The following is a 23,369-nucleotide window of genomic DNA, read 5'->3' on the forward strand; positions in this document are numbered from 1 at the left end:
AAGCGGTTTGACTGTTTACGTGATGCGATCGAAGATGTCCTACGCCTTGCATCCTAACCGCCTTGGCGGTTGCTATAGTTTGAAAACACGCCCTAGGCAAGAACACCTGATGGAGATAAATCAACTAGGTGGAACCCCACCGAGCGTGCTTAGCTGGCTATCAGCATCACACTCAATTTTCATTCCTTAGTTTAGGATCTGCGCTTGAATGATGCTGTCAAATGTTTTAAAAATTTCCCTCACCATTCTACGTTAATTAAGATGCGATTCCCCTGTAACATCTCTGAGTAACTTTTTTTATTCTTTCTATTGTGGGGTCGTTCAAATTGGTCAAATCTTCTAAAAAACTGGCATTTAATATATATATTTACCAGAGGCAAGGAATCTATTTGTTTTGGTTGGTGTCTAAAGTTTGAGTAAAACCTTTTGCCCGTGATAGCACCCCTAAACTATAATAACTACCTTGAAATTTATTCGGATTTAACTGTAGCATATTTTGGGTTCAAATTAAGATGCGTTTACCCTGGAGCCGAAAGCCAGGATTAGGCAGCAGTTAAATCTGTCTGCCTATCCTACTTGACTTTCGTGATATTTTCGTAAGTTGTCACCAATGGGAAGACCCTGGTAATGAAGATTTGGAGGCAGAGCCTCCAAATTGTTTTCTCCTTTTAATCGAGGATGTACCTCCTCCAAAAGTCTGCCCAGGCAGAGCCTGGGGACGATTGAAATAGTCATTGGTTAGGCGTTAATTGCTACTAACTAATAACTAATAACTAATAACTAATTAGCTCTTTTTTACAGCTTCTGGAACACTGCGAACATCGGCAGATACATCGACAGCAAAATCGAACCTACGATACCACCGACGACAACAATCATCAGAGGTTCTAGCATACTGGTAAGTCCTTTTACTGCTTCTTCGACTTCCGTTTCGTAGAAAGCGCCAACTTTCATCAGCATCTTGTCAAGTTCCCCTGTCTCCTCGCCAATTGCCATCATTTGGATAGCCAAAGACGGAAAAACAGCTTGTTCTTGCAAAGCAATACTGATCATGCCGCCGCTTTGAATTTCCTGTCTCGCATATTCGATCGCATTAGATATCGCCTGATTCCCCGCCACATCTCGCACAATTTCCAAAGAATTGAGAATCGGCACGCCCGATCGCGTCAGCGACCCAAATATCACGCAAAACCGAGCCACAGCAGATTTTTCGATCAAATCTCCAAAAATCGGCAACTTCATCGCAATTCTATCAATTTGTAAGTGACCCATGGGAGTTTTGTAGTACAAATCGAAAGCAATTTTGAGCGCTATAATCACCCCAATAACTGTTATCTGTTGGATCGGAGGCCAAGCGGTACAAAATGCACTAATTCCCAACATAATCAGCGTAAAAGTTGGCAAATCTGCACCAATATCCTTAAAAATCTTAGCGAAAGTTGGTAGCAAGAATATGGTCATTGCGAAAAAAATCACGATCGCAATAAAGAACACAGTCTTCGGATAAGACATTGCCGAATTAATTTCAGCCTCCGTCTTGTGATTTTTTTCCATCATCAGCGCCAGACGGTCTAGGGTTTCATCTAGCACCCCCCCGACTTCTCCCGCCGCCACCATACTGATAAACAGTTGGTCAAAAACATCAGGAAATTTAGCCATCGCCTCTGCCAAGTTTATCCCCTCCTGCACGTCAGCATTCATGCTCCTGAGCGCTCGCTTCAACTTAGCATTAGAACACTGCTCGTGCAGCACGGACAGGCATCTCACGATCGCCACCCCTGCATTAAACATAGCCGCAAACTGACGAGCAAAAATAGCCATATCCTTAACAGTAAGACTGGTAAGGTTATACTCAATTTGCTCCTGAATCTTACTGAAATCAAAGCCACCTTTCGGTTTTTCGCGGATAACGTTGGTAGCCACAGCTCACCTCTGAAAATTTATTAAAAGTTATGACTCATCAGTCATCAGTCATCAGTTCTTTCTACGGACTCCAGACTAATGACTGCTGACGGAATTAATGAGCTTTTACCGGGGTGCCACCAACAGGTGCCGGGCCGATCAAGCGTTCGAGTTCGTCAGCCTTAGAAGCCTTGCCCATTGCCGCTTCCCAAGTGACTTTACCGCTCTTGTAAAGTTCAGCGAGGGCCATTTCCATCGTCCTCATGCCCAATTTCGCCCCCATTTGGATTTGGGAGTAAATCATTGGAGTTTTGCCCTCCCGGATCAAGTTAGCCATAGCTGGAGTATTTACCATGATTTCCATAGCGCAGCAGCGGCCGCCCCCAACTTTCACAACCAAGTTTTGGCTGCAAATTCCCACCAAAGAGTTAGACACCTGGGCGCGAACCTGGGGTTGTTGAATTGGCGGAAACACGTCCAAAATCCGATCGATCGTTGCACCCGCCGAATTAGTGTGCAGCGTTCCCATCACCATGTGACCCGTTTCGGCAGCCGAAATTGCCAGACCGATCGTTTCTAAGTCCCGCATTTCCCCCACAAGAATCACATCAGGATCTTCGCGCAAAGCTGCTCTGAGCGCATTCGCAAAGCTCTTAGTATCTTCGCCCTTTTGACGCTGGTGAAACAAACTCTTGATATTAGGGAACACATATTCGATCGGGTCTTCAACTGTTAGAATGTGTTCCGCCCGCGTCCGGTTGATCAGATCCAACAAAGCCGCCATCGTAGTAGTTTTCCCGGAACCCGTTTGTCCCGTCACCAACAGCATACCCCTGGGTCTTTCCGTCAGGTCCCGCAAAATCTGTGGCACGCCTAAAGCATCTGCGTTAGGAATCTTAGAAGCCAGAGCCCGCATACAAGCCGCCCAAGCACCCCGTTCCCGGTAGACATTGACGCGAAACCGAGCCAATCCCCGAACCCCGTAAGCGCAGTCAAGTTCCCACTCCATTTCCAACTGCTTGCGCTGCATATTGTTGAGCATTTGGAAAATTAGGATCTGCACTTCCTCAGCAGACAGAATGTCGCCGTATTGCGTCTGAGGAGTTAGTTTACCGCTGACTCGGAAGAATATAGGCGCGCCCGCTTGGATGTGTATGTCCGAACCCCCTTGCTCTACCAGGGACTCCAGTACGTCTTCAATCATCAGACCCATAGATACCTCTCCTCGATCGAATTGATAGTTATTGACCAATCTAGCTCAGTTAAGAGTCAACAGTTAATAGTCAACTGTTAACTGCTGAATCAATCCAAAAAGCGTGGCGTCAAGCAGTACGGACAATCCAGCATCTCCGGCTTCAATTCCGCCTGACAAGTTTTGCAGGTAAGTCCCTGCTTGCGTTTGGCTTTCATTTCAGCCTCCAGGCCAGAGTCTGTAAACGTCACACGCTCGACTTCTTCAAAGGTAGTCGCGCCTTCCCGCACCAATTGCAAGCTGTAAGCCAACAGCGTTTTCATCCCTTCTTCTACTGCTGCTTCCTTAATTTGCTCTGTGGGAGCTCCTTGAGTGATCAGAGTTTGAAGCCGCTCAGTATTTTTCAGGAACTCATAAACCCCTACCCGTCCTTTGTAGCCTAGGCCGCCGCACTTCCGACAAAGTTGCTCGCGTTCTGCCAGTTCCTTCCTTTCCTCCACCGGTACGGTGTTGGCTTTGTAAACAGTTAGATCAATTTCTTGAGAAGCGGATAGACCGTACTTGCCGAGTTCTGCGGCAGTAGGCTGGTAAGGAATGCAGCATTTGTCGCAAACGCGCCGCATCAGACGCTGAGCCAACACGCCCAACAGAGCGGCCGAAACCATGAACGGTTCTACGCCCATTTCGGCCAAACGCGCGACCGCCCCGGCCGCGTCGTTCGTGTGCAGCGTCGTCAGCACCAAGTGTCCCGTCAAAGCAGCTTCCAGAGCAGTTTTGGCAGTTTCCCTGTCCCGCGTTTCCCCCACCAGCATCACGTCAGGGTCTTGCCGCAAAAATGCCCGCAGAATGTTGGAAAAAGTCAAGTCTTTTTCCCGAATTACTTGACATTGGGTAATTCCTGGCAAAGCATATTCGATCGGGTCTTCCGCCGTACTGATATTGACCCCCGGATCGTTCCGTTCCGCCAGAATAGAGTACAGAGTAGTTGACTTGCCCGAACCCGTCGGCCCCGTCACCAAAATCAGTCCGAACGGACGGCTAGCACTCTCTCGCACTAAAGCCAGAGTTTCTTCGTCGGAGATTAACAAACCCAAACCCAACTGAGTGCTGGAACTGTCCAAAATCCGCAGCACGATTTTTTCGCCGTACCGCGAAGGCAAGCTGTTCACCCGGAAATCCACCGTGCGTCCCTCAAACACCCGGCGGATGCGGCCGTCTTGAGCTTGTCGGCGTTCGGCAATATCCAGGTTGGCAATAATCTTGAAACGAGCGGTAATCGATGCCACTACCTGCTTGGGAAACCGGAAATACTCTTGCAGCACCCCGTCTTTCCGCATCCGAATCCGCATGAACTCTTCTTGAGGTTCTACGTGGATATCAGACACCTTTTCCGACAAAGCTTTAGCCAAAATGATATTGACCGCCTTAATTACGGGAGCCGCCTCAGCATCGTCCAATGTGTTAGCGAGGTCTTCTTGGTCGCTACTCTCCTCTTCTAGCGAGAGCTCGCCAAAATCTCCCTCCCCTAAATCCATCTTTCTCTGCTTTTCGATTTCAGCTTTTTTAGCTTCCCTCTTAACTTGTTCGTCTTGATAGGCAGAAGTTATGTCCTGATAGTCGTCTGGCGTAATCACCCGTCGCTGCAAAGCCAAGCCGTGAGGCTGTAAAATCCGCCGCAAATCTTCTATGGCGTTGAGGTTGTCGGGATCTACCATTGCCACTAAAACCGCTGCAGGCTCAGTTTCAGTCTTCGCTACGGGTAAAAACCGACCTTGGTGACAAATGTCGATCGAAATCTTCAACGCATCGAGCATAACTCCGAGTTGCTCGTTAGACATTTCGCTCATCTCGGGGTCAAATGCTTCAACCCCGTAGACTATCTTCCGTTCAAACATCTGCTGCTTCTTGTAAAGTCGCAGCAATTCTGGGGGTAACGGCTGCCCGGTAAGTGCTTCTAATACCTCCGTCAAACGCTTGCCCGACTTCTGGCTTTCAATTTGAGCTTGCTTCACTTGCTCGCCGTTGACGTAACCCGACAGAATCATTTTTGTGAGAGCCGGAGGAAATTGGCTCACAGAAACTATGGATGTGGAGCGAAGCGGGGATGTGCTAGTCATAAAAAACACTCAATAGGTGGGAAACTCAGTCACACAGAGTGCTGAGAGGAAAAGCAACGCGGGGTTTTAACCCCCGTATTCTTTGCTTATGGATCAGCTATCATTTTCTTGCTCAAGCCCTATCTCTCAAGTGTAAGCTTGCAGTCCCCTCTAAGCTTCGTCCACAAATTGACGAGATGCTGGAGGGATTTGCCGGTGCTTGCAATCAAATCTTGTTCCTTGAGTGCTAAGTTGCTTACTTACCTGATTAACTTGCGGGATACTCTCGTTATAGCGTCAGGGCACATCACTTGGGGGTTCCCCGTACCGGGAGACAAAAGCGGGGCGGGGTGTGTCCCCCTCCCAGGCTAATTCTATTTTCCCAAATTGTTTGCTCAAATTACAGCGCCCGTGGTGGCGCGGTTAACTGTACTAAATTAAAGATGAGCTATGTTCTGTGATGATAGCTTTTACGAAAGCCTCGATCGCCCTTTTGAAATATATTTTGATTAATTATCTGCGATCGGTCAGTGCCTGATCGTCGGCTGCATGAGCCCCCAGGGCAAATTTTGAGCAACTCTAGTTTTGGGTCAGTAAATATTACTTTGATTATACCCTGGTGTCCAAACCTTTGTGACGTAAGGTTGAGGGTTCAAAAATCGTGGGAAGAGGCAAATTAGATATCAATCGTATTTACAGATGAGCACCTCCGCCACACCAGGTAATGTCTATCATTTGACTGGCCAAAATTCGAGAGTTCAAGCGACTTCGGCGGTATCGAATCAGAAAAACCACAGACCCAATTCGCATCAAGATTAACAACCTATTATCGGAGTTACACAAGCACACACCTAACTACTGACTCAATCACTACAAATTCCTTTTTCTCCTGACTTGGGAAACTCAGCAAATGGTAAAAAATGCCAGTGTCAGCTTGCGACTAAAACACCCTGACCGATGATAATTTTAAGTTTCTCTCCTTTTAAGTAAACCTTGAAACATCAAGCCTCCTAAATGGGAAATCTTGTAGTAGACTTAACCGGAAAATATACTTATAAAAATTGTTGTAAATGCGAGCGCGTTAATTAAAAATCAGGAACCAACAAACGTTGGGTTTGCCCCATTGCTGCCATATTATACGTAAATATCTAAACGGGCCTTTGAATATTTTATGGAAAGCTTTGAGCACTGTCTCCAGATCGGGCGAGACTGCCTCTTTTCACATTGTGCCATACACAGTAAATTCGAGTCCTCTAGATTTACCGGGTTAACTGTATCTGCTAGAATTGATAGGGTTCTGTCGCGCAGCTTTTATGATTGACGAGGAAAAACAGCAAGATCAAGATCCTAACTCAACAGGGGAAACCACCCCAGAGGGTTCGCCAATGGCAAGCGAAAATCCGGCGGCACCAGGAAACTCGAACGAATCGGCGGATTGGGAGCTCGAACTTGCTCGAGCTTATCAAAGTGCTCAGGGCGATCGCACCCCAGCAAACGCATCGGGGCCTACCGTCACCGGCAGTTCAACCAACAGTCCGACTGCAGACGCGGCGGAGCCTTGGAAGAAGGAACTGGCCCAGGCAAACGATGAAAAAGAGGCTTTAAAAACTCAGTTGCAAGCCGCATCCGCTCAACTAGAAGAACTGAAAAATCAAAATCTCCGCCTAGCAGCAGATTTTGAGAACTTCCGCAGGCGTACCCAAAAGGAAAAAGAAGAGCTAGATTTACAGGCAAGGTGTCTCACGATCAAACCCCTGTTGCCGGTAATTGACAATTTCGAGCGCGCTCGATCGCACATCAAGCCGCAAACCGATGGCGAAATGAACATTCACAAAAGCTACCAAAGCGTTTACAAGCAAATGGTAGACGGCCTCAAGCAAATCGGGGTTTCTCCGATGCGCCCCGAAGGTGAACAGTTTGACCCCAACCTCCACGAAGCTCTGCTGAGCGAGCCAACTGACGAACACGAGGAAGGAACAATTATCCAAGAACTAGAACGCGGCTACATTCTGGGTGATCGCGTCTTGCGGCACGCCAAAGTGAAAGTTGCAGCGGCTGGGCTATCTGTGGTAGCCTCAGATGAAAATCCCGATAGTTCGGAAGGTTAATCGGGATACAAGCTACTGCATTCCTCAAAGTCGCTGACCCCCGAATAGAATTCGGGGGTTCCAAGGTGGCAGACTCACCAACTTCTTAATTAAAGATGACTAAAAGCAGGTCAGCGCTTTATCCAAAAATTCTGAAAAATGTTTTTACCAATCTTTGATATTGCCTTAGGACATTAAGTTTATTTCCTGCAAATCTAGTCTGGTAATGCTTGTTTAAACAAGCTGAGTCGTTTTTCCTCCCCCAACTTGTAGTTGGAGGTTTCCAAACATCCCACAAAGTTTTATGAGGCGCTATGGGAAAAATTATTGGAATTGACTTAGGCACAACTAACAGTTGCGTAGCTGTGTTAGAGGGCGGTAAACCCGTCGTGATCGCCAATTCCGAGGGCGGCCGCACAACTCCGAGTATAGTAGGATTCGGCAAGGCGGGCGATCGCTTAGTAGGTCAATTGGCCAAGCGGCAAGCTGTAACTAATGCTGTAAATACTGTCTACAGTATCAAACGATTTATCGGACGGCGGTGGGACGACACAGAAGAAGAACGAGCCCGAACTCCCTATACCTGCATAAAAGGCAAAGACGATACCGTTAACGTCCAAATTCGGAACAAGGTTCACACTCCCCAAGAAATCTCGGCAATGGTACTCCAAAAGCTCAAGCAAGATGCTGAAGCTTATTTGGGACAAACGGTTACACAAGCCGTGATTACAGTGCCAGCCTACTTCACAGACGCCCAACGGCAAGCTACTAAAGACGCTGGTACGATCGCGGGCCTAGAAGTCCTGCGGATCGTCAACGAACCGACGGCGGCAGCCCTTTCCTACGGGCTCGACAAGCAAAATATAGAACAGAAAATCTTGGTCTTTGACCTGGGTGGCGGTACTTTCGACGTTTCGATCCTGCAACTGGGAGACGGAATTTTTGAAGTCAACGCTACCTCTGGTAACAACCATCTCGGAGGAGATGACTTTGACGACTGCATAGTCCAGTGGCTGGTAGAAGCTTTCCGCACTCAAGAAGGCAGTGACCTTTCACAAGACAAAATGGCCTTGCAGCGGCTCCGAGAAGCTGCGGAAAAAGCAAAAATAGAACTATCAAACCGGGAATCCACCTCAATCAATTTGCCCTTCATCTCCTCTGACGAGAAAGGGCCGAAGCATTTGGAAATGGAACTCTCCAAAGCTCAGTTTGAAAAACTGGTGGCTCATTTGGTGCAAGCGACGATCGATCCGGTGACTCAAGCCCTCAAAGACGCAAGTTTGACCCCCAAAGACATAGACAGGATTATTTTAGTGGGAGGCTCAACCCGGATTCCGGCAGTTCAAAAGGCAATTAGCAAGTATTTTGGGGGCGTTTCTCCCGATAAATCCGTCAATCCCGACGAAGCTGTAGCGGTAGGCGCGGCAATTCAAGCCGGAGTGTTGGGTGGTGAAGTCAAAGACTTGCTGCTGCTCGATGTGACGCCGCTCTCCCTGGGACTCGAAACCTTGGGCGGGGTATTCACCAAAGTAATCGAGCGCAATACAACTATTCCCACCAGTCGATCGCAAATGTACAGCACGGCTGCCGACGGGCAAACCTCGGTAGAAATTCACGTACTCCAAGGCGAGCGGGCATTGGTTAAAGACAATAAAAGTCTTGGCAAGTTCCTGCTCAAAGGCATTCCCCCAGCTCCCCGTGGCGTACCTCAAATCGAAGTTACCTTTGAAATCGATGCCAACGGGATTCTCAAAGTGGCTGCTGAAGACAAGGGAACCGGAAAAGAACAAAGCATCCAAATTTCCAATACAGGGGGATTGAGCGAAACCGAAGTCGAGCGGATGCGACAAGAAGCCGAACTTTACGCCGACGAGGACATCAAGCGCGCTCTACTCGTCGAACTCAAAAATCAAGCTGACTCCCTCGTCTATAATTGTGGTGTAACTTTAAAAACCAACGCCCAACTGCTGAGCGACGAGCTCAAGGCAGAAGCGGAAACAGCCGCAGCAGCCTTGCGAGCAACGATGACTAACCCCGACATCACAGTCGAGGAACTCACGCCCGCAATCGAATCTTTCAAGCAACTGCTATACTCGCTGGGGACAGCAGTCTACGACCAAGCCCGCAGCGGGGTAGCCCCGTCAGGATCTGTTGGTGAAAGCGAGATGATGTCAGAAGTAGAATCATCAGAACCAGAAGAGGTTAAAGCGGACGACGACAGTATTTTGCTGGAAGAAGAGCTGCTGGTGGCGCCCCAAGCTCCGCCGGAACCAAAGCCGGAACCAAAGCCGGAACCAAAGCCGGAACCAAAGCCGGAATCAAAGGCGGCATCAAAGGCGGAATCCAAGCCGGAACGACAGTCAAAACGACAGTCAAATCCACAGTCAAGTCCACAGTCAAATCCACAGTCAAAACAAAAACAGAAGGTTCCCGAACCAGAAGTTGATGATATGAATCCTTTCCTTTAAAACTGAAAAGCTAAAAATTAAAAGTTAACAATTAACAATGAGAATTTTTAACTTTTAATCTGTAATTTCAGGAAAGGTCGCCCGTTTCTTTTTCGTACACTTTTTGTTATTTACCTCCAGGCAAGCAGCTCTATGGCCGGTGATTACTATGAAATATTAGGCGTTTCTCGCAGCGCAGACAAAGAAGAAATTAAGCGTGCTTACCGCCGCCTAGCTCGAAAGTACCATCCAGATGTCAACAAAGAATCCGGTGCTGAGGAGCGGTTTAAAGAAATTAACCGCGCCTACGAGGTACTCTCAGAACCAGAAACCCGCGCCCGTTTCGACCGTTTCGGCGAAGCAGGGGTCAGCGGGGCAGGCGCGCCTGGGTTCCAAGACTTCGGTGACAGCTTTGCCGATATTTTTGAAAGCTTCTTTCAAGGTTTTCAGGGAGGTGTCGGCCAACAACAGCAAGGTCGCAGGCGCAGCGGGCCGGTGCGCGGAGACGATTTGCGCCTGGATTTGCGACTGGATTTTCGGGAAGCAGTGTTTGGTGGCGAAAAAGAACTCCGCATCAAGCATTTAGAAACCTGCGAAACTTGCACCGGGACTGGCGCCAAACCGGGAACCAGACCCCAAACTTGCTCGACTTGTACCGGCAGTGGTCAAGTCCGACGCGCTACCCGCACTCCTTTCGGCAGCTTTACTCAAGTTTCAGTTTGCCCCACTTGCAACGGCACCGGGCAAGTGATTGAGGATAAGTGCGAAACTTGTGGTGGCCGAGGTCAGAAAGAAGTGATGAAAAAGCTGAAAATCACAATTCCGGCTGGGGTTGACAACGGTACTCGCTTGCGCGTTTCCAATGAAGGGGATGCCGGCAAACTGGGCGGACCGCCCGGGGATCTTTACGTGTTTTTGGCCGTAAATGAAGACCCGCTATTTAAGCGCGAGGGTACTAACGTTAGCTCGGAAGTTAAGATTAGTTATTTGCAAGCAATTTTGGGGTGCCGGTTGGAAGTGGAAACCGTAGACGGGCCGACGGAATTGTTGATTCCTAGCGGAACTCAGGCGAATACTGTTCTGACTTTGGAGAAAAAAGGGGTGCCTCGCTTAGGAAATCCGGTTAGTCGTGGCGATCATTTGATTACGGTGTCTATTGACATTCCGACTAAGGTGACGGCTGAGGAACGGGAGTTGCTGATGCAGCTTGCTAAGCTGAAGGGCGATCGTACTGGTAAAGGCGGCTTGGAAGGATTTCTGGGCAATTTGTTTCAGAAATAAGCAATTTTTGACACCCATGGGTGTCAAATTTTCCTATTTGAGAATTCCCCGGCCATTTGTTTTAGTCTCTGTCAAAAAATTGTGTGCAATTGCTCACAAAAATCTCAGGTGGGACGCTTCCTGGGCATTCGGTTTCAGCAGCGCTCAAAAAAGTGAGCGCAATTGCGCTCACTTTTTCCCGAAATAATAATCTGTGTCCAATTGGACACAAAATTTGAGATTCTCCCTTTTCCAGGCAACTTGTTTAAAAAACTAAGGCTTTCAGGATTTGAGATTGCCAAAAACATTATGAATTCAACATCGAAAATTGAAAGTCCTAAATCCCCAGATGCCAAAATCGATCTGCGGGGTACCCCGTGTCCTCTGAATTTTGTCCGCACTAAACTGCGCTTGGAGCAAATGGCACCGGGAGCAGTGTTGGAGGTGTGGCTGGACGCTGGAGAGCCGATCGAACAAGTGCCCGATAGTCTCAAAATGGAAGGCTACCAGATTCTGGAAACGCAATTTGTCGCGGATGAGCCGGAGTCGGGCTTTTTTTCAATGAAAGTGCAGCGCCCAGAAGACAAGGAAGCAGGATGAGCCTGAATTCGCCCTTGATCGTGGGTACTGTAATTGCTGTTCAGGCTAACTTCTACCAAGTGAGGTTAGATCCCGAAGTCTCCATTGACGGGAAAAAGGCTCCCCTCGCTGATTCTCCGATTCTCCTGTGCACTCGTCGCACTCGACTGAAAAAAATTGGCCAACAGGTGATGGTGGGCGATCGCGTGGTGGTAGACGAACCGGACTGGACTGACCGCCGGGGTGCAATTTCTGAAGTCTTCCCGCGCCAAACAGAACTCAACCGCCCGCCTGTAGCTAATGCCGATCGCATTCTCCTCGTTTTTGCCCTCGCCGAACCCGACTTAGATCCCGCATCATTAACTCGGTTTTTAGTCAAGGCCGAATCTACAGGTTTAGAGGTGAGTTTGTGCCTGAACAAATGCGATTTGGTCACGCCCCAAGAGTTGGAACAGTGGCGCGATCGACTTTCAGGCTGGGGCTACGAACCAATGTTTATTAGCGTCCGCAGCGGTGCAGGAGTTCAGGAAGCCCCCGCTAATGATCAAAATGAAGTTTCTGAATCGGAACCCTGTTTCCATGACTTAGTGGAAGAAATAGAGCCATCTCTGATGAGTTATGAGGACAAACCCCAAGTTCAAAATTCTGTCAAGCCGTTACATCCGTTAAACCCCGTACATAACCCGTTGCCGAACTTGCTTCTAGACCACCTGCAAGGAAAAATAACGGTAATTTGTGGCCCTTCTGGGGTTGGCAAGTCCAGCTTGATCAACCAACTGATCCCGGCGCTGAACCTACGAGTGAACGCTGTTTCCGGCAAACTCGGCCGCGGGCGCCATACGACTCGCCACGTCGAACTATTTGAACTCCCCGGCGGCGGACTTTTGGCCGATACTCCGGGCTTTAATCAGCCGGCTCTCGAATGCGCTCCGTCCGAGTTAGCTGCATATTTCCCAGAAGCGCGCCAGAGGCTGGCTTTGGGTAGCTGCCAGTTTAGCGACTGTTCGCACCGAGACGAGCCTAACTGTGTGGTGCGGGGAGGTTGGGAGCGCTATGAGTATTACTTGCAGTTTCTCGAAGAGGCGATCGTCCGCCAACAAGCTCTGCACAACTCCAGCAGCGCCGAATCGAGTTTGAAGCAGCAAACCAAGTCGGATGGTACGCAGCATTACGAACCGAAGCTGCAAACTAAAAAATATCGCCGCTCTTCCCGCCGCCTTCAACACCAGTCACTCCAAGATATGTGTCAAGACTTAGAGGAATTGTGAGGAAGTCGCCGCCCATCGCCAGTAGGCACTAGAAAACAGTACCAAGACTTACCCAGAAACCGGGTTTCCTCGACGAAAATACTTCGTTGCACCCCGATGCCCCCCTCGCAAAACCGGCGTTATTTAGTCGCGAGTGCGTAAGTCCTGAGTACATTAATAGCTAAAATTAAATGGCCTTAGATTTGTTAAAAAAAGTAGAACAGAAGCAAAAGTTAGCGGGTACTGCAGGAGCAAAAATATTGTGAATATTCAAGAACTGTTTCAAAAAGGCGGCCCCGCCATGTGGCCCCTGTTGCTGTTATCGATTTTATCTTTGAGTACAATTATCGAGCGCTTGTGGTTTTGGGCGAGCCTCCTGAGCAAAGAAAAGCAGATAGTTAACCGCATTCTGGAAGCGGCTCGCAGCGATTGGGGGGCGGCTAACGAGATTGCCAGACAAGCTAACCGACAGCCGATCGGGCGATTTCTTTCTGCACCCCTGCGGCTCTACAATCCCGAACCAGATTTATTTCGACTCGCACTGGAAGCTGCAGCCGATGAAGAGTTGGCTTCGATGCGTCGCGGTGACAAAATCTTAGAAGCTACGATCGCTCTAGCCCCTTTGCTGGGCTTGCTGGGAACAGTTCTGGGCTTGATTAACTCGCTCAGTTCCATCCGTCTGGGCGACATCGGCACAGCGGCAACAACTGGCGTAACTTTGGGGATTGGCGAGGCGCTGATCACTACTGCATCTGGGATGGTAGTAGCAATTTTTACCTTGGCGTTTTATCGGATATTTCAAGCTTTTTTGTTCAACCAGGCAAAAATATTTCGCAAAGCTGGAAACGAACTGGAATTGCTGTACAGGCAATACTGGCCTGCAGCTAATGCTAAGGGTCGATTGCCCGGTGCAGAATACAGCAATTCTTCTTTTGGTGCAGATGGTTTGAACAGGCGTTCTCTCAATTCTCAAGAATCGGGAGAACGGAATCGGGAGCCGAAATTGAAAGGTTCCGATCCGGCAGAAGATTCACCTTCTAATAATTAGAACCAAGGAGAACGGATGAAGATTAATCTAGATACTCCTGCTGAAGAGGCTCGGATAGAACTGGTGCCTTTAATTGACGTGATCTTTTGTATTCTGACGTTTTTTCTGCTGGCGGCTCTGCAACTGACTCGCCAGCAAGCCATTAATGTCGATTTGCCTAAAGCGAAGACAGGACAAACGCAGATGCGAGAGATGCTGATTGTCAGCATTGACGATTTCGGTCAAACTTATATTGATCAATTGCCTGTTAATTACCAACAGCTTGATCGAGTTTTAAAGAGTTTCCAAAGCCAAAATCCTACGGGGTTGATGGTGCTGTACGCTCCTCAAAATGCTAGATATGCCAAAGTTGTCGAGGTTTTAGACAAATTGAGAGAGGTAGGGGGCGATAGAGTTGCCCTGGCAACTCTTCCTAGTTCGGCTCCCTCCCCATTGCCCAATACCTCGCTTCCCAATTCGGGCATTCCTGCGGCACCTCCGATCGGCAATTCCGGTCAACCTCTGCAGTCTCCTGTGCCTCCGGGGCAGCAACAGTTCAACCCCAATCAGTTTCAATCCCCTCTCCCGGCTCCCGGGCAGCAGCAGTTCAATCCCAATCAGTTTCAATCTCCTCTCCCGACTCCACAGCAGCCTAGCAACTTTGGGGCAAATCAGGGCATTCCTCCTGTTTCGCCTGCACCCGCGGCTCCCAATTTCAGACCCGGAGCGGTCACTCCACCCCAGGATGGCGGGCCATCGAATTAGTCAGAAGGAAGAAGGAAGAAGGAAGAAGGGAGAAGGGAGAAGGGAGAACAGACAAATTCTCCGACTCTCCCCATCTGCCCCTCTCCCCATCTTCCGCTCTGGGCCTCTCCTCATCTTCCAATCTGGGCCTCTCCCCCTCTCCTGATCTCCTCATCTCCCCATCTTCAGCTCTGGGCCTCTCCCCCTCTCCCCATCTTCAGCTCTGGGCCTCTCCCCCTCTCCCCATCTTCAGCTCTGGGCCTCTCCCCCTCTCCTCATCTCCTCCCTCATTTCCTCATCTCCCGCTCTCCCCCTCTCCTCATCTCCCCCTCTCCCGCTCTTCCGCTCTCCCCCTCGCGCAGAGAATCTCCGCCGGATTTGGTATAAACGGCTTCAATTCTTTTGGTTCGTACTGAGCCTTTTTTCTCTTGACAAGTAGATACACTTGTATATGCCTGCGGAAGGAACTTTTGCAGACATCTCCCCATCTCTATCCCTAAGTAAGTTATTTCTTAGGACAGAGGGTAATTTTGTCAAATGATTGTTACCTTTTGTAATATATACTAAAGCGATATGGGCCATCGGGCATCCCGAAACCAACCGTAGATCGCTGAAACAACTTACAAATCTGGTTAATCCAGGTGTTCACTTTTAAGTCACCTTTACTTACAGAGGAGTCAAAGTCATGAGCCAACCTGCAGAATTGTCTTTGGAACAGCAATTTAGCCTGTGTTCCTTCAAAACACAGGTAAGTGACATGAGCCGCGAACAAGCTCAGGAGTTTTTGGTCAAGCTTTACGAGCAAATGATGCTACGAGAAACCATGTACCGCCATTTTCTGAAACACCACTGGGGTTTAGAACCTAACCCAGGCGTTGAGTAACCAAGAGTCGCAGTCGGCGACCTCCGTCTCTTACTCTCTTCCCTCAAGCGGAAAGGAGTTGGGGGTGATGGGGCGTCACTCGAAGGCAGAAGCTAGAAGACTTGTATAGAGACTTGAGGAAAATTTGACAATTTCTTTGTGGATTTCACTCGAATTGCGAAATCGAGCTAAGCAGTTTGTCGATCGACACCACCGGAGAGCGCAAAGATAATTTATCGCGCCTCGGCTCGAAAATTGGATAACTATTAATAGTAAGTGTTAATTTTTTAACCACTTAAAATTTTTAACAAATTAAATATATTTGTGTTTATTTGCAGCGGATGAGGTTTGACAACAATGGCGCTAGTCGGACATCTGAGCGCGACCTCCGACTAGCAAAACCTTCAATTTTCACATCAAACCCTAGAACTCGCAAATCTGGACTCGAGAAAGAGTTATTCCCCCTGACGTTCGAGAGTTGCTTCCATTGTACTCGTCAAGTAATGACCAGACATGATGCCGCTAGATTGGTAGTAGCGGTTGTCATCAACCCGGTGAAGGGTATCAAAACCCGTCCGGCGCTGGCGTTCGTCTCCCAATACCCAATAACGCTGGACGATCGACTGGGGAGCAATCCAACCTTCGCCCTCGACGCGGGCGAGTTCGCTGTGTTGGAGTACAAAAGTATACTGCCGTTCATCGCTGTTGAGGTGTCCTCGGTACTGCAAAATAATCTCTTCGCGATCGCCTCCAGGAAATACGAGCTTTGTCACCATACTGAACCAATCTGTTCGGTTCCAGCTCACTAAAGTTTTGCCTTTAACCGTAATTGGCACGCCATTGCGCTCAATCCAGCTTCCTTCGAGCGTCCATTGGCCAGATTCCATTAAAAACGTGTGAGCCACAGTGCTGTTCCTATGCTTTTCCTGCTGGCTACAATGCTGGTGCAACAACGCACAGCCGTTGTCCCTCAGACTCTATGCTATCACGCCAAACTGTGCCAACAAGAGTTAATTTCTCCTAAAAGTACCGGTGTCCGGGCACCAGTAACTTGAGGCAGATTGCCGGGGATGCCCCGAACCCGCCATGCGGCTAAAACCGCGAAAGCGATCGCCTCTTTAAAATCTACATTCAAGCCTGCCTCAGAAGTAGTCAACACTTGCACTGGATGCAATTGAGATTGCAATCGGCGTTTTAAGTAGAGATTGTGGCTGCCACCCCCGCATAGTAAAACTCGATCGGGCATAGCCGGTAAAAATGTTTGGTAACTGTGAACGATCGAGGCAACAGTCAGTTCTGTCAGAGTCGCCAGCACGTCAGCAGGACTGAGGTTGTAACCTTGGGCCTCGACCAAACACCTGTCAAAATAGTCTACACCAAATAGCTCTCGCCCCGTTGATTTCGGCGGTGCTTGGCGGAAGAACTCTGATTCGAGCCAATGCTCGACTAAAGCTTGAGAGGGAGTACCCGATGCCGCCCAAGCTCCACCTTCGTCGATCGTCTTAGTGCCGCCTGAGAAGTGCTGTACTGCCAAATCTAACAGGGAATTCGCCGGGCCTGTATCCCAGCCCGATATGCCCTCCCCAAGACTGAAAATCTCAGACTCGTCATTGTTTTCCCCTTTTCCTCTTGCCGGCAGATAGGTAACATTGCCAATTCCCCCCAGATTTTGGATACAGAGGCTGATGTTGGGTTCCGCCAGCAGGCAGGCATCAACTATTGACACTAAGGGTGCTCCTTGACCCCCAGCAGCAATGTCTGCCGATCGAAAGTTACTCACAGTAGTAATTCCTGTCAATTCCGCAATTAGCGCGCCCCGCCCGAGTTGCAAACTGTAGCCCATTAACGCACCGGCGCTGTCTTTGGGGGCTTTCCCAGCAGGTCGGTGGTAGACGGTTTGACCGTGAGAGCCTATTAATTCGGCTCTATCATATTCTGCTTGAATTGTCAATGCCGCCGTAGCAAATTCTTGGGCAATCGCATCATCTAATTGGGCTAGTTCAGCCATTGACAAAGCTGAACCACTGCAAACCGAGAGAATTTGCGATCGCAAATTAGCAGGATAAGGGAAAGTCTTGCCACCCACCAATTGCACTTTCAAGTCTGTTTGGGAACCGACCACATCCACCAAAGCAGCATCAATGCCATCCACCGACGTGCCGCTGATCAAACCGATAACACGGGTCATTCAATTTTAGATTTTAGATTTTAGATTTTAGATTGTTCAATTTTTCGATGTTAGAGGGTAGGGTGGGATCGGGCGATCGAATATTATTTGAGGTCGATCGTCACAATCACCACAGTAATATTATCGCGTCCCCCTTTCTCCTTAGCTGCTTGAATTAAAGCATTTGCAGCGCCCTCGCAGGCGCGAATCGACTTCAGAGGCGAAGCAATCAAAGGATCAGAAAGTTCTTCAGTCAAGCCATCGCTGCAGAGCAGCAAGCGATCCCCAGGCTGCACGTCCACCGGCAAAATATCAATTTCCCGCAAATCATCGCGACCCAAACACTGGGACAAAACGTGACGCCAAGGATGAGTGCGAGCCTGGTCTGGAGTTAGAGCCTTTCTTTTGACAGCCTGAGCCACCCAAGTCTGGTCTTCAGTAATCTGTTCCAAGCGAGAGCCGTGCAGTCGGTACAAACGAGAGTCCCCGATATTAGCGCACCAGGGTCGGCCCTCATCCCTAAACATTAGAACCACAGCCGTAGTACCCATATCAGCACGTTCCGGGTGGTCGAGCTGATCCGTCAAAATTGCTTGATTGGCAATTAAAAAAGCCTTTTCCAACAACAGCGGAGAATCCTCTGGCCCTTCCCAATGTTCGAGCAAATAAGATTGAATCGCCTGAGTCGCAATCCGGCTGGCTTCTTGACCTCCGGCGTGTCCTCCCATTCCATCGGCCACTATGAAAAATCGCCCGTCAGAGTCTATGTAGTACGAATCCTGATTTACGGAACGAACTAGCCCTGTGTCTGTCTTACCTGCGAAAGAGCGTTTCATAGATTGGGTGATTGGACTCATCGAACTTGAAAGCTTGATTTAATGGGGTGCGATTTTTTATTCCAAAACTTAAATCCCGAACAAACTTGAAATTCTGCTGCCCGCGATCGCGAGTTTTGGAAAAATTGCACTTCCTTGACCTCATATTGTAGATCGTATGATGGTAATCCCATCTTAAAATTTTGGTAAATCCAGTAAATTAAGCAGCACCTGCAAAAAAAACTCGATTTCTACCCAAAATTAGAGGTTTCGCTGGCCACAAATCTAGGCACCAACTGGGTTTTTAGCCTCAAAGGGCGTAAATGTTGTAAATTTCAGCAATCTGTGGTCAGCCAGCCAAAACTTAACATTCGATGTCAAATTTTGGCTGGCGAGAAATCTCAAACCTGAAATTTCAAATCCCAAATTGCACAATTATGACATCCTGTCTAAACGATCGATCCGCTTGAACAAACGCAGCATAGCAAACCCTGCACCCGCCGCCAGCACGGCCACAGCGACTGCCGGCCAGACTTGATTGCTGACAAACAAAATTGTCGCCGACAAAGTAAAAGCACTCATCAGCAAAGCATAATTCGTGCCCATTTGAGCGCTACTCATGCGGCGAAGCAAGCGCTCTGTTTCTGCTGAACGGACGCGAATCCGCAAATCTCCCTGTTCGAGTTTATCAATAGTCTCCTCAATCCGGCGGGGCAAACCCAAAGCACTCGAACTCACCTGAGCCGCCTGACGGCCGATTTCGTTAAAAATGCTGCTACTTGTATCATGGCCATTTCCATTAGTCATAAGCTGCATGGCAAAAGGTTGTGCCACCTCCATAAAGTTGAACTCGGGATCTAAACCTCGGCCCACCCCTTCGATGGTGGAAAAAGCTCGCATTACAAAAGTAAAAGTAGCTGGGAAGCGAAAAGGTTGGTTGTAGGCAATATCGTAAAGGTCGTCCGTAATCGCGCTCACAGACTGATTTTCAAAAGGCTTGTCCATGAAGTTGTCCAGCATATACTGGATGCTGCGGCGCACCGGACTCATATCACCCGTAGGCACCAAAGCTCCCAAATTGATCAGAGAATCCATAATCCGCTGTCCATCCTTGGAAGCAATGCCGTAGAGCGTCTCCATCAGTCCTTCGCGGACGTTCGACTGGATTTGCCCCATCATGCCAAAATCGTAGAAAATCAGACAACCGTCAGCACTAACAGCAATGTTGCCGGGGTGTGGGTCAGCGTGGAAAAAGCCGTCGTTGAGCAACTGGCGCAAATAAGCTTTTGCGCCCAACTGAGCGATTAATTTACGATCGATACCTGCCGCTTCCAAAGCTTCGTAGTGGCTGATTTTAATCCCGGGCAGATATTCCAAAGTCAGCACTCGCGGAGCCGCATACCGCCAATAAACCCTCGGCACCCGCACCCAGTCACAGTTGCTAAAATTGCGGCGAAAAGTATCAGCATTGCGGCCTTCATGGAGATAGTCAATTTCCAGCCACAGAATGCGACAGCATTCCTCATAAATCCCCATCCAATCTCGGCCGCGGCCCCACTTAGGATGGTTTTGAAAGTAGCGGGCAATTCCCTTAAGAATTTGCAAATCGATCTCGAACAGCTTCCGCAGTCCCGGTCGCTGTACCTTGACCACTACTTCCGGGCCCGAATGGAGTTGAGCTTTGTGTACCTGACCCAGACTTGCAGCAGCCAGGGGTACTGGGTCAAAGCTGCGGTATAGTTCTTGAACTGTCTTGCCCAAATCTTGCTCAACAATTACCTCTAACTGCTCGTAGCTGAAAGCAGGGACTTTATCTTGCAGCTTAGAAAGTTCCTCGACAAACTCTGCTGGGAACAAGTCGGCGCGGGTGGAAAATAACTGCCCAACTTTAATGAAAGTTGGCCCCAAATCCAAGAGTGTTTCTCGAACCCAGATAGCTTGAAAGCGGCGTCTGGCAACTTTCTTTTCTTCAGTCACGCCTCCCCAATAGCTCCAATTTTTGCTGTCGAGCCAGAGGGAAGCCAGCCAGAGCAAGACAAAGGCCCAAATGTCGAAGAAGCGCCGCTTCCGGGAATATTTTTCGCGGTTCCAGCGATAAGCTTTACTTTTGTAGGATTTACTAGCAGTTTTTGGCTCATCGGCTTCGCCAGTGTGCTTGGGGGAGCGCTGGCGATTAACAGAGTCATCAAGGAGAGCAGACACTTGGGTTCCCAAATTGCTTATTTTATGTTGTTGCTTTGATTGAAAGTAGGAGCGCAGGAGCGCAAAGCAATGCGCTCACGTAGTAAATAATAGTTGTGATCGAAATTGAGCGCTAGGGCAAACTGCTGCGGTAGCGCTGCAATTCCGATCGCACCAGAGCCACTTCGGCGCGCAGCTCGTCAATCGTCGCCTGCAAATCTGCCGGATGGATGTCTTGAATGGTGGTGGTGCTTGCAGTGCCAGTTCGGGTCTGCATCGCCTCATCCGAAGCTCGATTTGCCCGTTCCACAACTCGATCGGTGAACTGCCGCAGGCGTTCTCTTTGTTCTGCGTCAAATTTGCCGAGTTCAGAGAAAGCGTTGGTTGCTGCGCTTTCTAATTGCTCGTACAGTGCTTCGGCAAGTGCTCTGCCTACAAAAAAAGCATGAACTGGGGGTTTACTCATAAAAAATCTCTGTGCGCTTCCGCAACAAATTATAACTTGCTTGTCCCCAATGATGCTTGCTCCCAAAGGAAGGAAGTTTGGGGGAATTGACACTCCCACCCCTTTGTCGGGGATAGGATTGTTGAGAGTTAGAACACTCTAACGCGCCACGGCTTAGCACAAAAGCCTCGCTTACACTGGCTCAAATTTGAGGTTGGGGTTGCTTTGTACCAAAATGTTTGCAGCTTGGCAGTATTAATACGCGACATCACACCACCTCAGCGCCGCGCACATATTCTAACATAATTTAAATCAAAATAGAAAACAGTCCTGCATTTTTTTGCGGGCATTTGGATTGCAGAGGGAATAGGAAATATTCGATAAACTCAGACGGCGACTGTTGGGAGGTTCAGATTCGACCGAAGTTTTTGGAAGATAGTCGTTGGCTAGGTAGGGCCTTATTATCTCAACTACTAAACGGATATTTGCTAACTCATAAAACCAAGTATTTGTCCGCACTTTGAACCAACAAAAACCCTACTAATTTGTCGCAGGTTCGGGAAAAGGTATCGTGGGATCTGCCACAGGGGGTGGGGAATCAGGTGCGATCGAACTATCTGAATTGTTGCCACTGCCGCTCGGTATCGCAGGCTCAGGCGATCGCTCGATGGGCGAGGCTATTACTGGCGGCGCGGATTCCGACGGCGGCAAGGTTTCAGCGCTAGCACTCTCAGGGGCAGGCGGGGCGAGCGCGGCGGGCGGTTCTGCAGGCAGGGGCGCAACTTCTGGTACTGGTGCGGCTTCTGGTTGGGGAGCTGGCTCGATTTCGGTTTGAGGCTCTGGAATGGGGGACTCAGAAGGCTCCTGTGCGGGTTCGGGCGTCGGCGATGGCTCAGGTTCCGGTTCGGGTTCTGGGGCGGGAATTTCCTGGCTTGGAGACTCAGAAGGTACGGCGCTAGTTTCTGAGGGTTCGTCGATCTGTTCGGGAATGTTGGTGCTGTCTAAGGGGGGTTTGGGGCGCTTGTTGAGTTCGATCGGATAGAGAGGGCTGCTTTCGACAGACGGCTGCCCGAACATCGGTCCTGACAAATCGCGGGATTTGAGCAAATCTTCCAGAGATGGGAAGGATTCAATTTTGGGACCATTGCTGAGACTGGTGCTGTTGTAGTGCCATGCTAGGTCAAAACCCATCCAGCCTGCAATTGCAGCCGTTACGACAAACGCCAGAAAAGTCAACTGCGGCGGGGGAGGTGCGGGCAATCTTAGACTTTGCTTGCCTTTTCTTTTTACTGATACTCGCTCTGTTTCTTGCAGCATGGTGAGCCAATTTTCGACTGTCTGAGGGCGGTTTTGGGGGTCGATTTCGAGTCCCTGAAGGATGGCTCGCTCGATTCCTGGGCTGAGGTTGGGCTGAAATTGCCGTAACTCAGTCAAGGGAATGCGATCGCGCAGGGGTGCTGCTACGGGCGCCACCCCGGAGAGTAAGTAGTAGAGGGTGGCTGCGATCGCGTAGATGTCAGTGGCCGGTGTACATTTACCGTCATAGAGGTATTGTTCGATCGGCGCGTACCCGGGGGAGAGCAAGTTAGTGTGGGTTTGTTTGGTGCCGGCGGTAAAGCCGCGGGGAATTCCGAAATCTATTAACATTACTACGTGAGAATCGCCTCGCCGGATAATATTTTCTGGCTTGATATCTCCGTGCAGCAATCCGCTGTGGTGAACTGTACTTACGGCTGAGGCTATTTGCCGAATATAGTGCAGGGCCTGGGGCTCTGGCAGCGGCTGATCGGTTTCGACTATTTGAGCAAGAGTTTGACCCGGAATGTAGTCCATTGCAATAAAAGACTGTCCGGCTTCTTCAAAAAAGTCAATTACCCTGACTATGTTGGGATGCTGACACCGCGATCGGCGTTGGGCTTCGGCAATAAACTGCTGCTGAAATTGGGCAGATTCTGGGTGTTGGCGCAGACTTTCGTTGAGGGTTTTGAGTACGACGGTTTGGTTTAAATGGGTGTGGATAGCTCGGTAAGTGATGCCGAACCCTCCTATCCCTAAAGTCGCGTTAATTTTGTATTTGCCCTGTTGCAGGACTGTTGCTGGCGCTAAGTTCATCTTCAGTTGATGCCGTTTCCCAAACTATGCTACCGCCTTTGGGTTATTTCGCAGAGTTAGGGGTGAGGTTTGATTGATCGGCGCCCTAGTTTGAGCTTTAGCTCTGCTATATCTTTAATCTTGGCATCCCCACGTCATTTTATCTGTAGTAGGTATTGTGAAAATTAACGCTCCGGCTTTCCAATAATAAAAATCCCGCTCTTGTG

Annotated in this window: 19 protein-coding genes; 9 read left to right on the top strand and 10 right to left on the bottom strand. The window is 49.2% G+C overall.

Annotation, left to right across the window (positions count from 1 at the left end; genetic code table 11):
- On the top strand, positions 1–190 hold a 190-nt coding region (locus tag QUA42_RS15400), incomplete at its 5' end, for a hypothetical protein (RefSeq protein WP_333138034.1).
- 605 nt (positions 191–795) lie between these two features.
- Here QUA42_RS15400 and QUA42_RS15405 read toward each other — a convergent pair.
- From QUA42_RS15405 to QUA42_RS15415, 3 genes are all read right to left on the bottom strand, one after another.
- Entirely contained in the window at positions 796–1,923 is a 1,128-nt protein-coding gene (locus QUA42_RS15405) for a type II secretion system F family protein (protein ID WP_333138035.1), read from the bottom strand.
- A 94-nt stretch (positions 1,924–2,017) separates the two neighbouring features.
- Positions 2,018–3,115 (bottom strand): type IV pilus twitching motility protein PilT, encoded by a 1,098-nt coding sequence (locus QUA42_RS15410; RefSeq protein ID WP_333138036.1) that lies wholly within the window; start codon positions 3,113–3,115, stop codon positions 2,018–2,020.
- 89 nt (positions 3,116–3,204) lie between these two features.
- On the bottom strand, positions 3,205–5,211 hold the full coding sequence (locus tag QUA42_RS15415) for a GspE/PulE family protein (protein ID WP_333138037.1): 2,007 nt from the start codon (positions 5,209–5,211) through the stop codon (positions 3,205–3,207).
- Between the two features lie 1,292 nt (positions 5,212–6,503).
- Between QUA42_RS15415 and grpE the strand changes: the two genes are divergently transcribed.
- The 8 genes from grpE (at position 6,504) to QUA42_RS15455 (ending at position 15,464) form a co-directional block, all read left to right on the top strand.
- Positions 6,504–7,298, top strand: coding sequence for a nucleotide exchange factor GrpE (gene grpE / locus QUA42_RS15420; protein ID WP_333138038.1), 795 nt, complete (start codon positions 6,504–6,506; stop codon positions 7,296–7,298).
- Positions 7,299–7,591: 293 nt separating this feature from the next.
- Complete coding sequence (gene dnaK / locus QUA42_RS15425) at positions 7,592–9,745, top strand: molecular chaperone DnaK (RefSeq protein ID WP_333138039.1); 2,154 nt, start codon at positions 7,592–7,594, stop codon at positions 9,743–9,745.
- A 132-nt stretch (positions 9,746–9,877) separates the two neighbouring features.
- On the top strand, positions 9,878–11,005 hold the full coding sequence (dnaJ, locus tag QUA42_RS15430; RefSeq protein ID WP_333069164.1) for a molecular chaperone DnaJ: 1,128 nt from the start codon (positions 9,878–9,880) through the stop codon (positions 11,003–11,005).
- A gap of 288 nt (positions 11,006–11,293) precedes the next feature.
- Positions 11,294–11,584, top strand: a complete 291-nt coding sequence (locus QUA42_RS15435; RefSeq protein ID WP_333138040.1) for a sulfurtransferase TusA family protein — start codon at positions 11,294–11,296, stop codon at positions 11,582–11,584.
- Complete coding sequence (gene rsgA / locus QUA42_RS15440; RefSeq protein ID WP_333138041.1) at positions 11,581–12,831, top strand: ribosome small subunit-dependent GTPase A; 1,251 nt, start codon at positions 11,581–11,583, stop codon at positions 12,829–12,831. Before QUA42_RS15435 ends, rsgA begins: the two co-directional genes overlap by 4 nt.
- A gap of 241 nt (positions 12,832–13,072) precedes the next feature.
- Positions 13,073–13,858 (top strand): MotA/TolQ/ExbB proton channel family protein, encoded by a 786-nt coding sequence (locus QUA42_RS15445; RefSeq protein ID WP_333138042.1) that lies wholly within the window; start codon positions 13,073–13,075, stop codon positions 13,856–13,858.
- Positions 13,859–13,873: 15 nt separating this feature from the next.
- A complete protein-coding gene (locus QUA42_RS15450) occupies positions 13,874–14,602 on the top strand; it encodes a biopolymer transporter ExbD (RefSeq protein ID WP_333138043.1) in 729 nt (242 codons plus the stop codon).
- 664 nt (positions 14,603–15,266) lie between these two features.
- A complete protein-coding gene (locus QUA42_RS15455) occupies positions 15,267–15,464 on the top strand; it encodes an NblA/ycf18 family protein (protein ID WP_006635253.1) in 198 nt (65 codons plus the stop codon).
- A 434-nt stretch (positions 15,465–15,898) separates the two neighbouring features.
- On the opposite strand, the gene QUA42_RS15460 is transcribed toward QUA42_RS15455, so the two are convergent.
- From QUA42_RS15460 to QUA42_RS15490, 7 genes are all read right to left on the bottom strand, one after another.
- Positions 15,899–16,348 (bottom strand): hypothetical protein, encoded by a 450-nt coding sequence (locus QUA42_RS15460; protein ID WP_242722026.1) that lies wholly within the window; start codon positions 16,346–16,348, stop codon positions 15,899–15,901.
- Positions 16,349–16,428: 80 nt separating this feature from the next.
- Positions 16,429–17,631, bottom strand: coding sequence for an anhydro-N-acetylmuramic acid kinase (locus tag QUA42_RS15465; protein ID WP_333138044.1), 1,203 nt, complete (start codon positions 17,629–17,631; stop codon positions 16,429–16,431).
- Positions 17,632–17,714: 83 nt separating this feature from the next.
- Positions 17,715–18,446 carry a PP2C family serine/threonine-protein phosphatase gene (locus QUA42_RS15470; RefSeq protein WP_333085120.1) on the bottom strand — a complete coding sequence of 244 codons (732 nt, stop codon included), beginning with the start codon at positions 18,444–18,446 and terminating at the stop codon, positions 17,715–17,717.
- 17 nt (positions 18,447–18,463) lie between these two features.
- Complete coding sequence (locus QUA42_RS15475) at positions 18,464–18,619, bottom strand: hypothetical protein (protein WP_333138045.1); 156 nt, start codon at positions 18,617–18,619, stop codon at positions 18,464–18,466.
- 241 nt (positions 18,620–18,860) lie between these two features.
- Complete coding sequence (locus QUA42_RS15480) at positions 18,861–20,627, bottom strand: AarF/ABC1/UbiB kinase family protein (protein WP_333138046.1); 1,767 nt, start codon at positions 20,625–20,627, stop codon at positions 18,861–18,863.
- Positions 20,628–20,739: 112 nt separating this feature from the next.
- Complete coding sequence (locus QUA42_RS15485) at positions 20,740–21,072, bottom strand: DUF6825 family protein (protein ID WP_190660406.1); 333 nt, start codon at positions 21,070–21,072, stop codon at positions 20,740–20,742.
- 519 nt (positions 21,073–21,591) lie between these two features.
- Positions 21,592–23,163 (bottom strand): protein kinase domain-containing protein, encoded by a 1,572-nt coding sequence (locus tag QUA42_RS15490; RefSeq protein ID WP_333138047.1) that lies wholly within the window; start codon positions 23,161–23,163, stop codon positions 21,592–21,594.
- Between the last annotated feature and the right edge of the window lie 206 nt (positions 23,164–23,369).

The sequence above is a fragment of the Microcoleus sp. Pol11C2 genome (assembly GCF_036701505.1).
Classification (GTDB): Bacteria; Cyanobacteriota; Cyanobacteriia; order Cyanobacteriales; family Microcoleaceae; genus Microcoleus.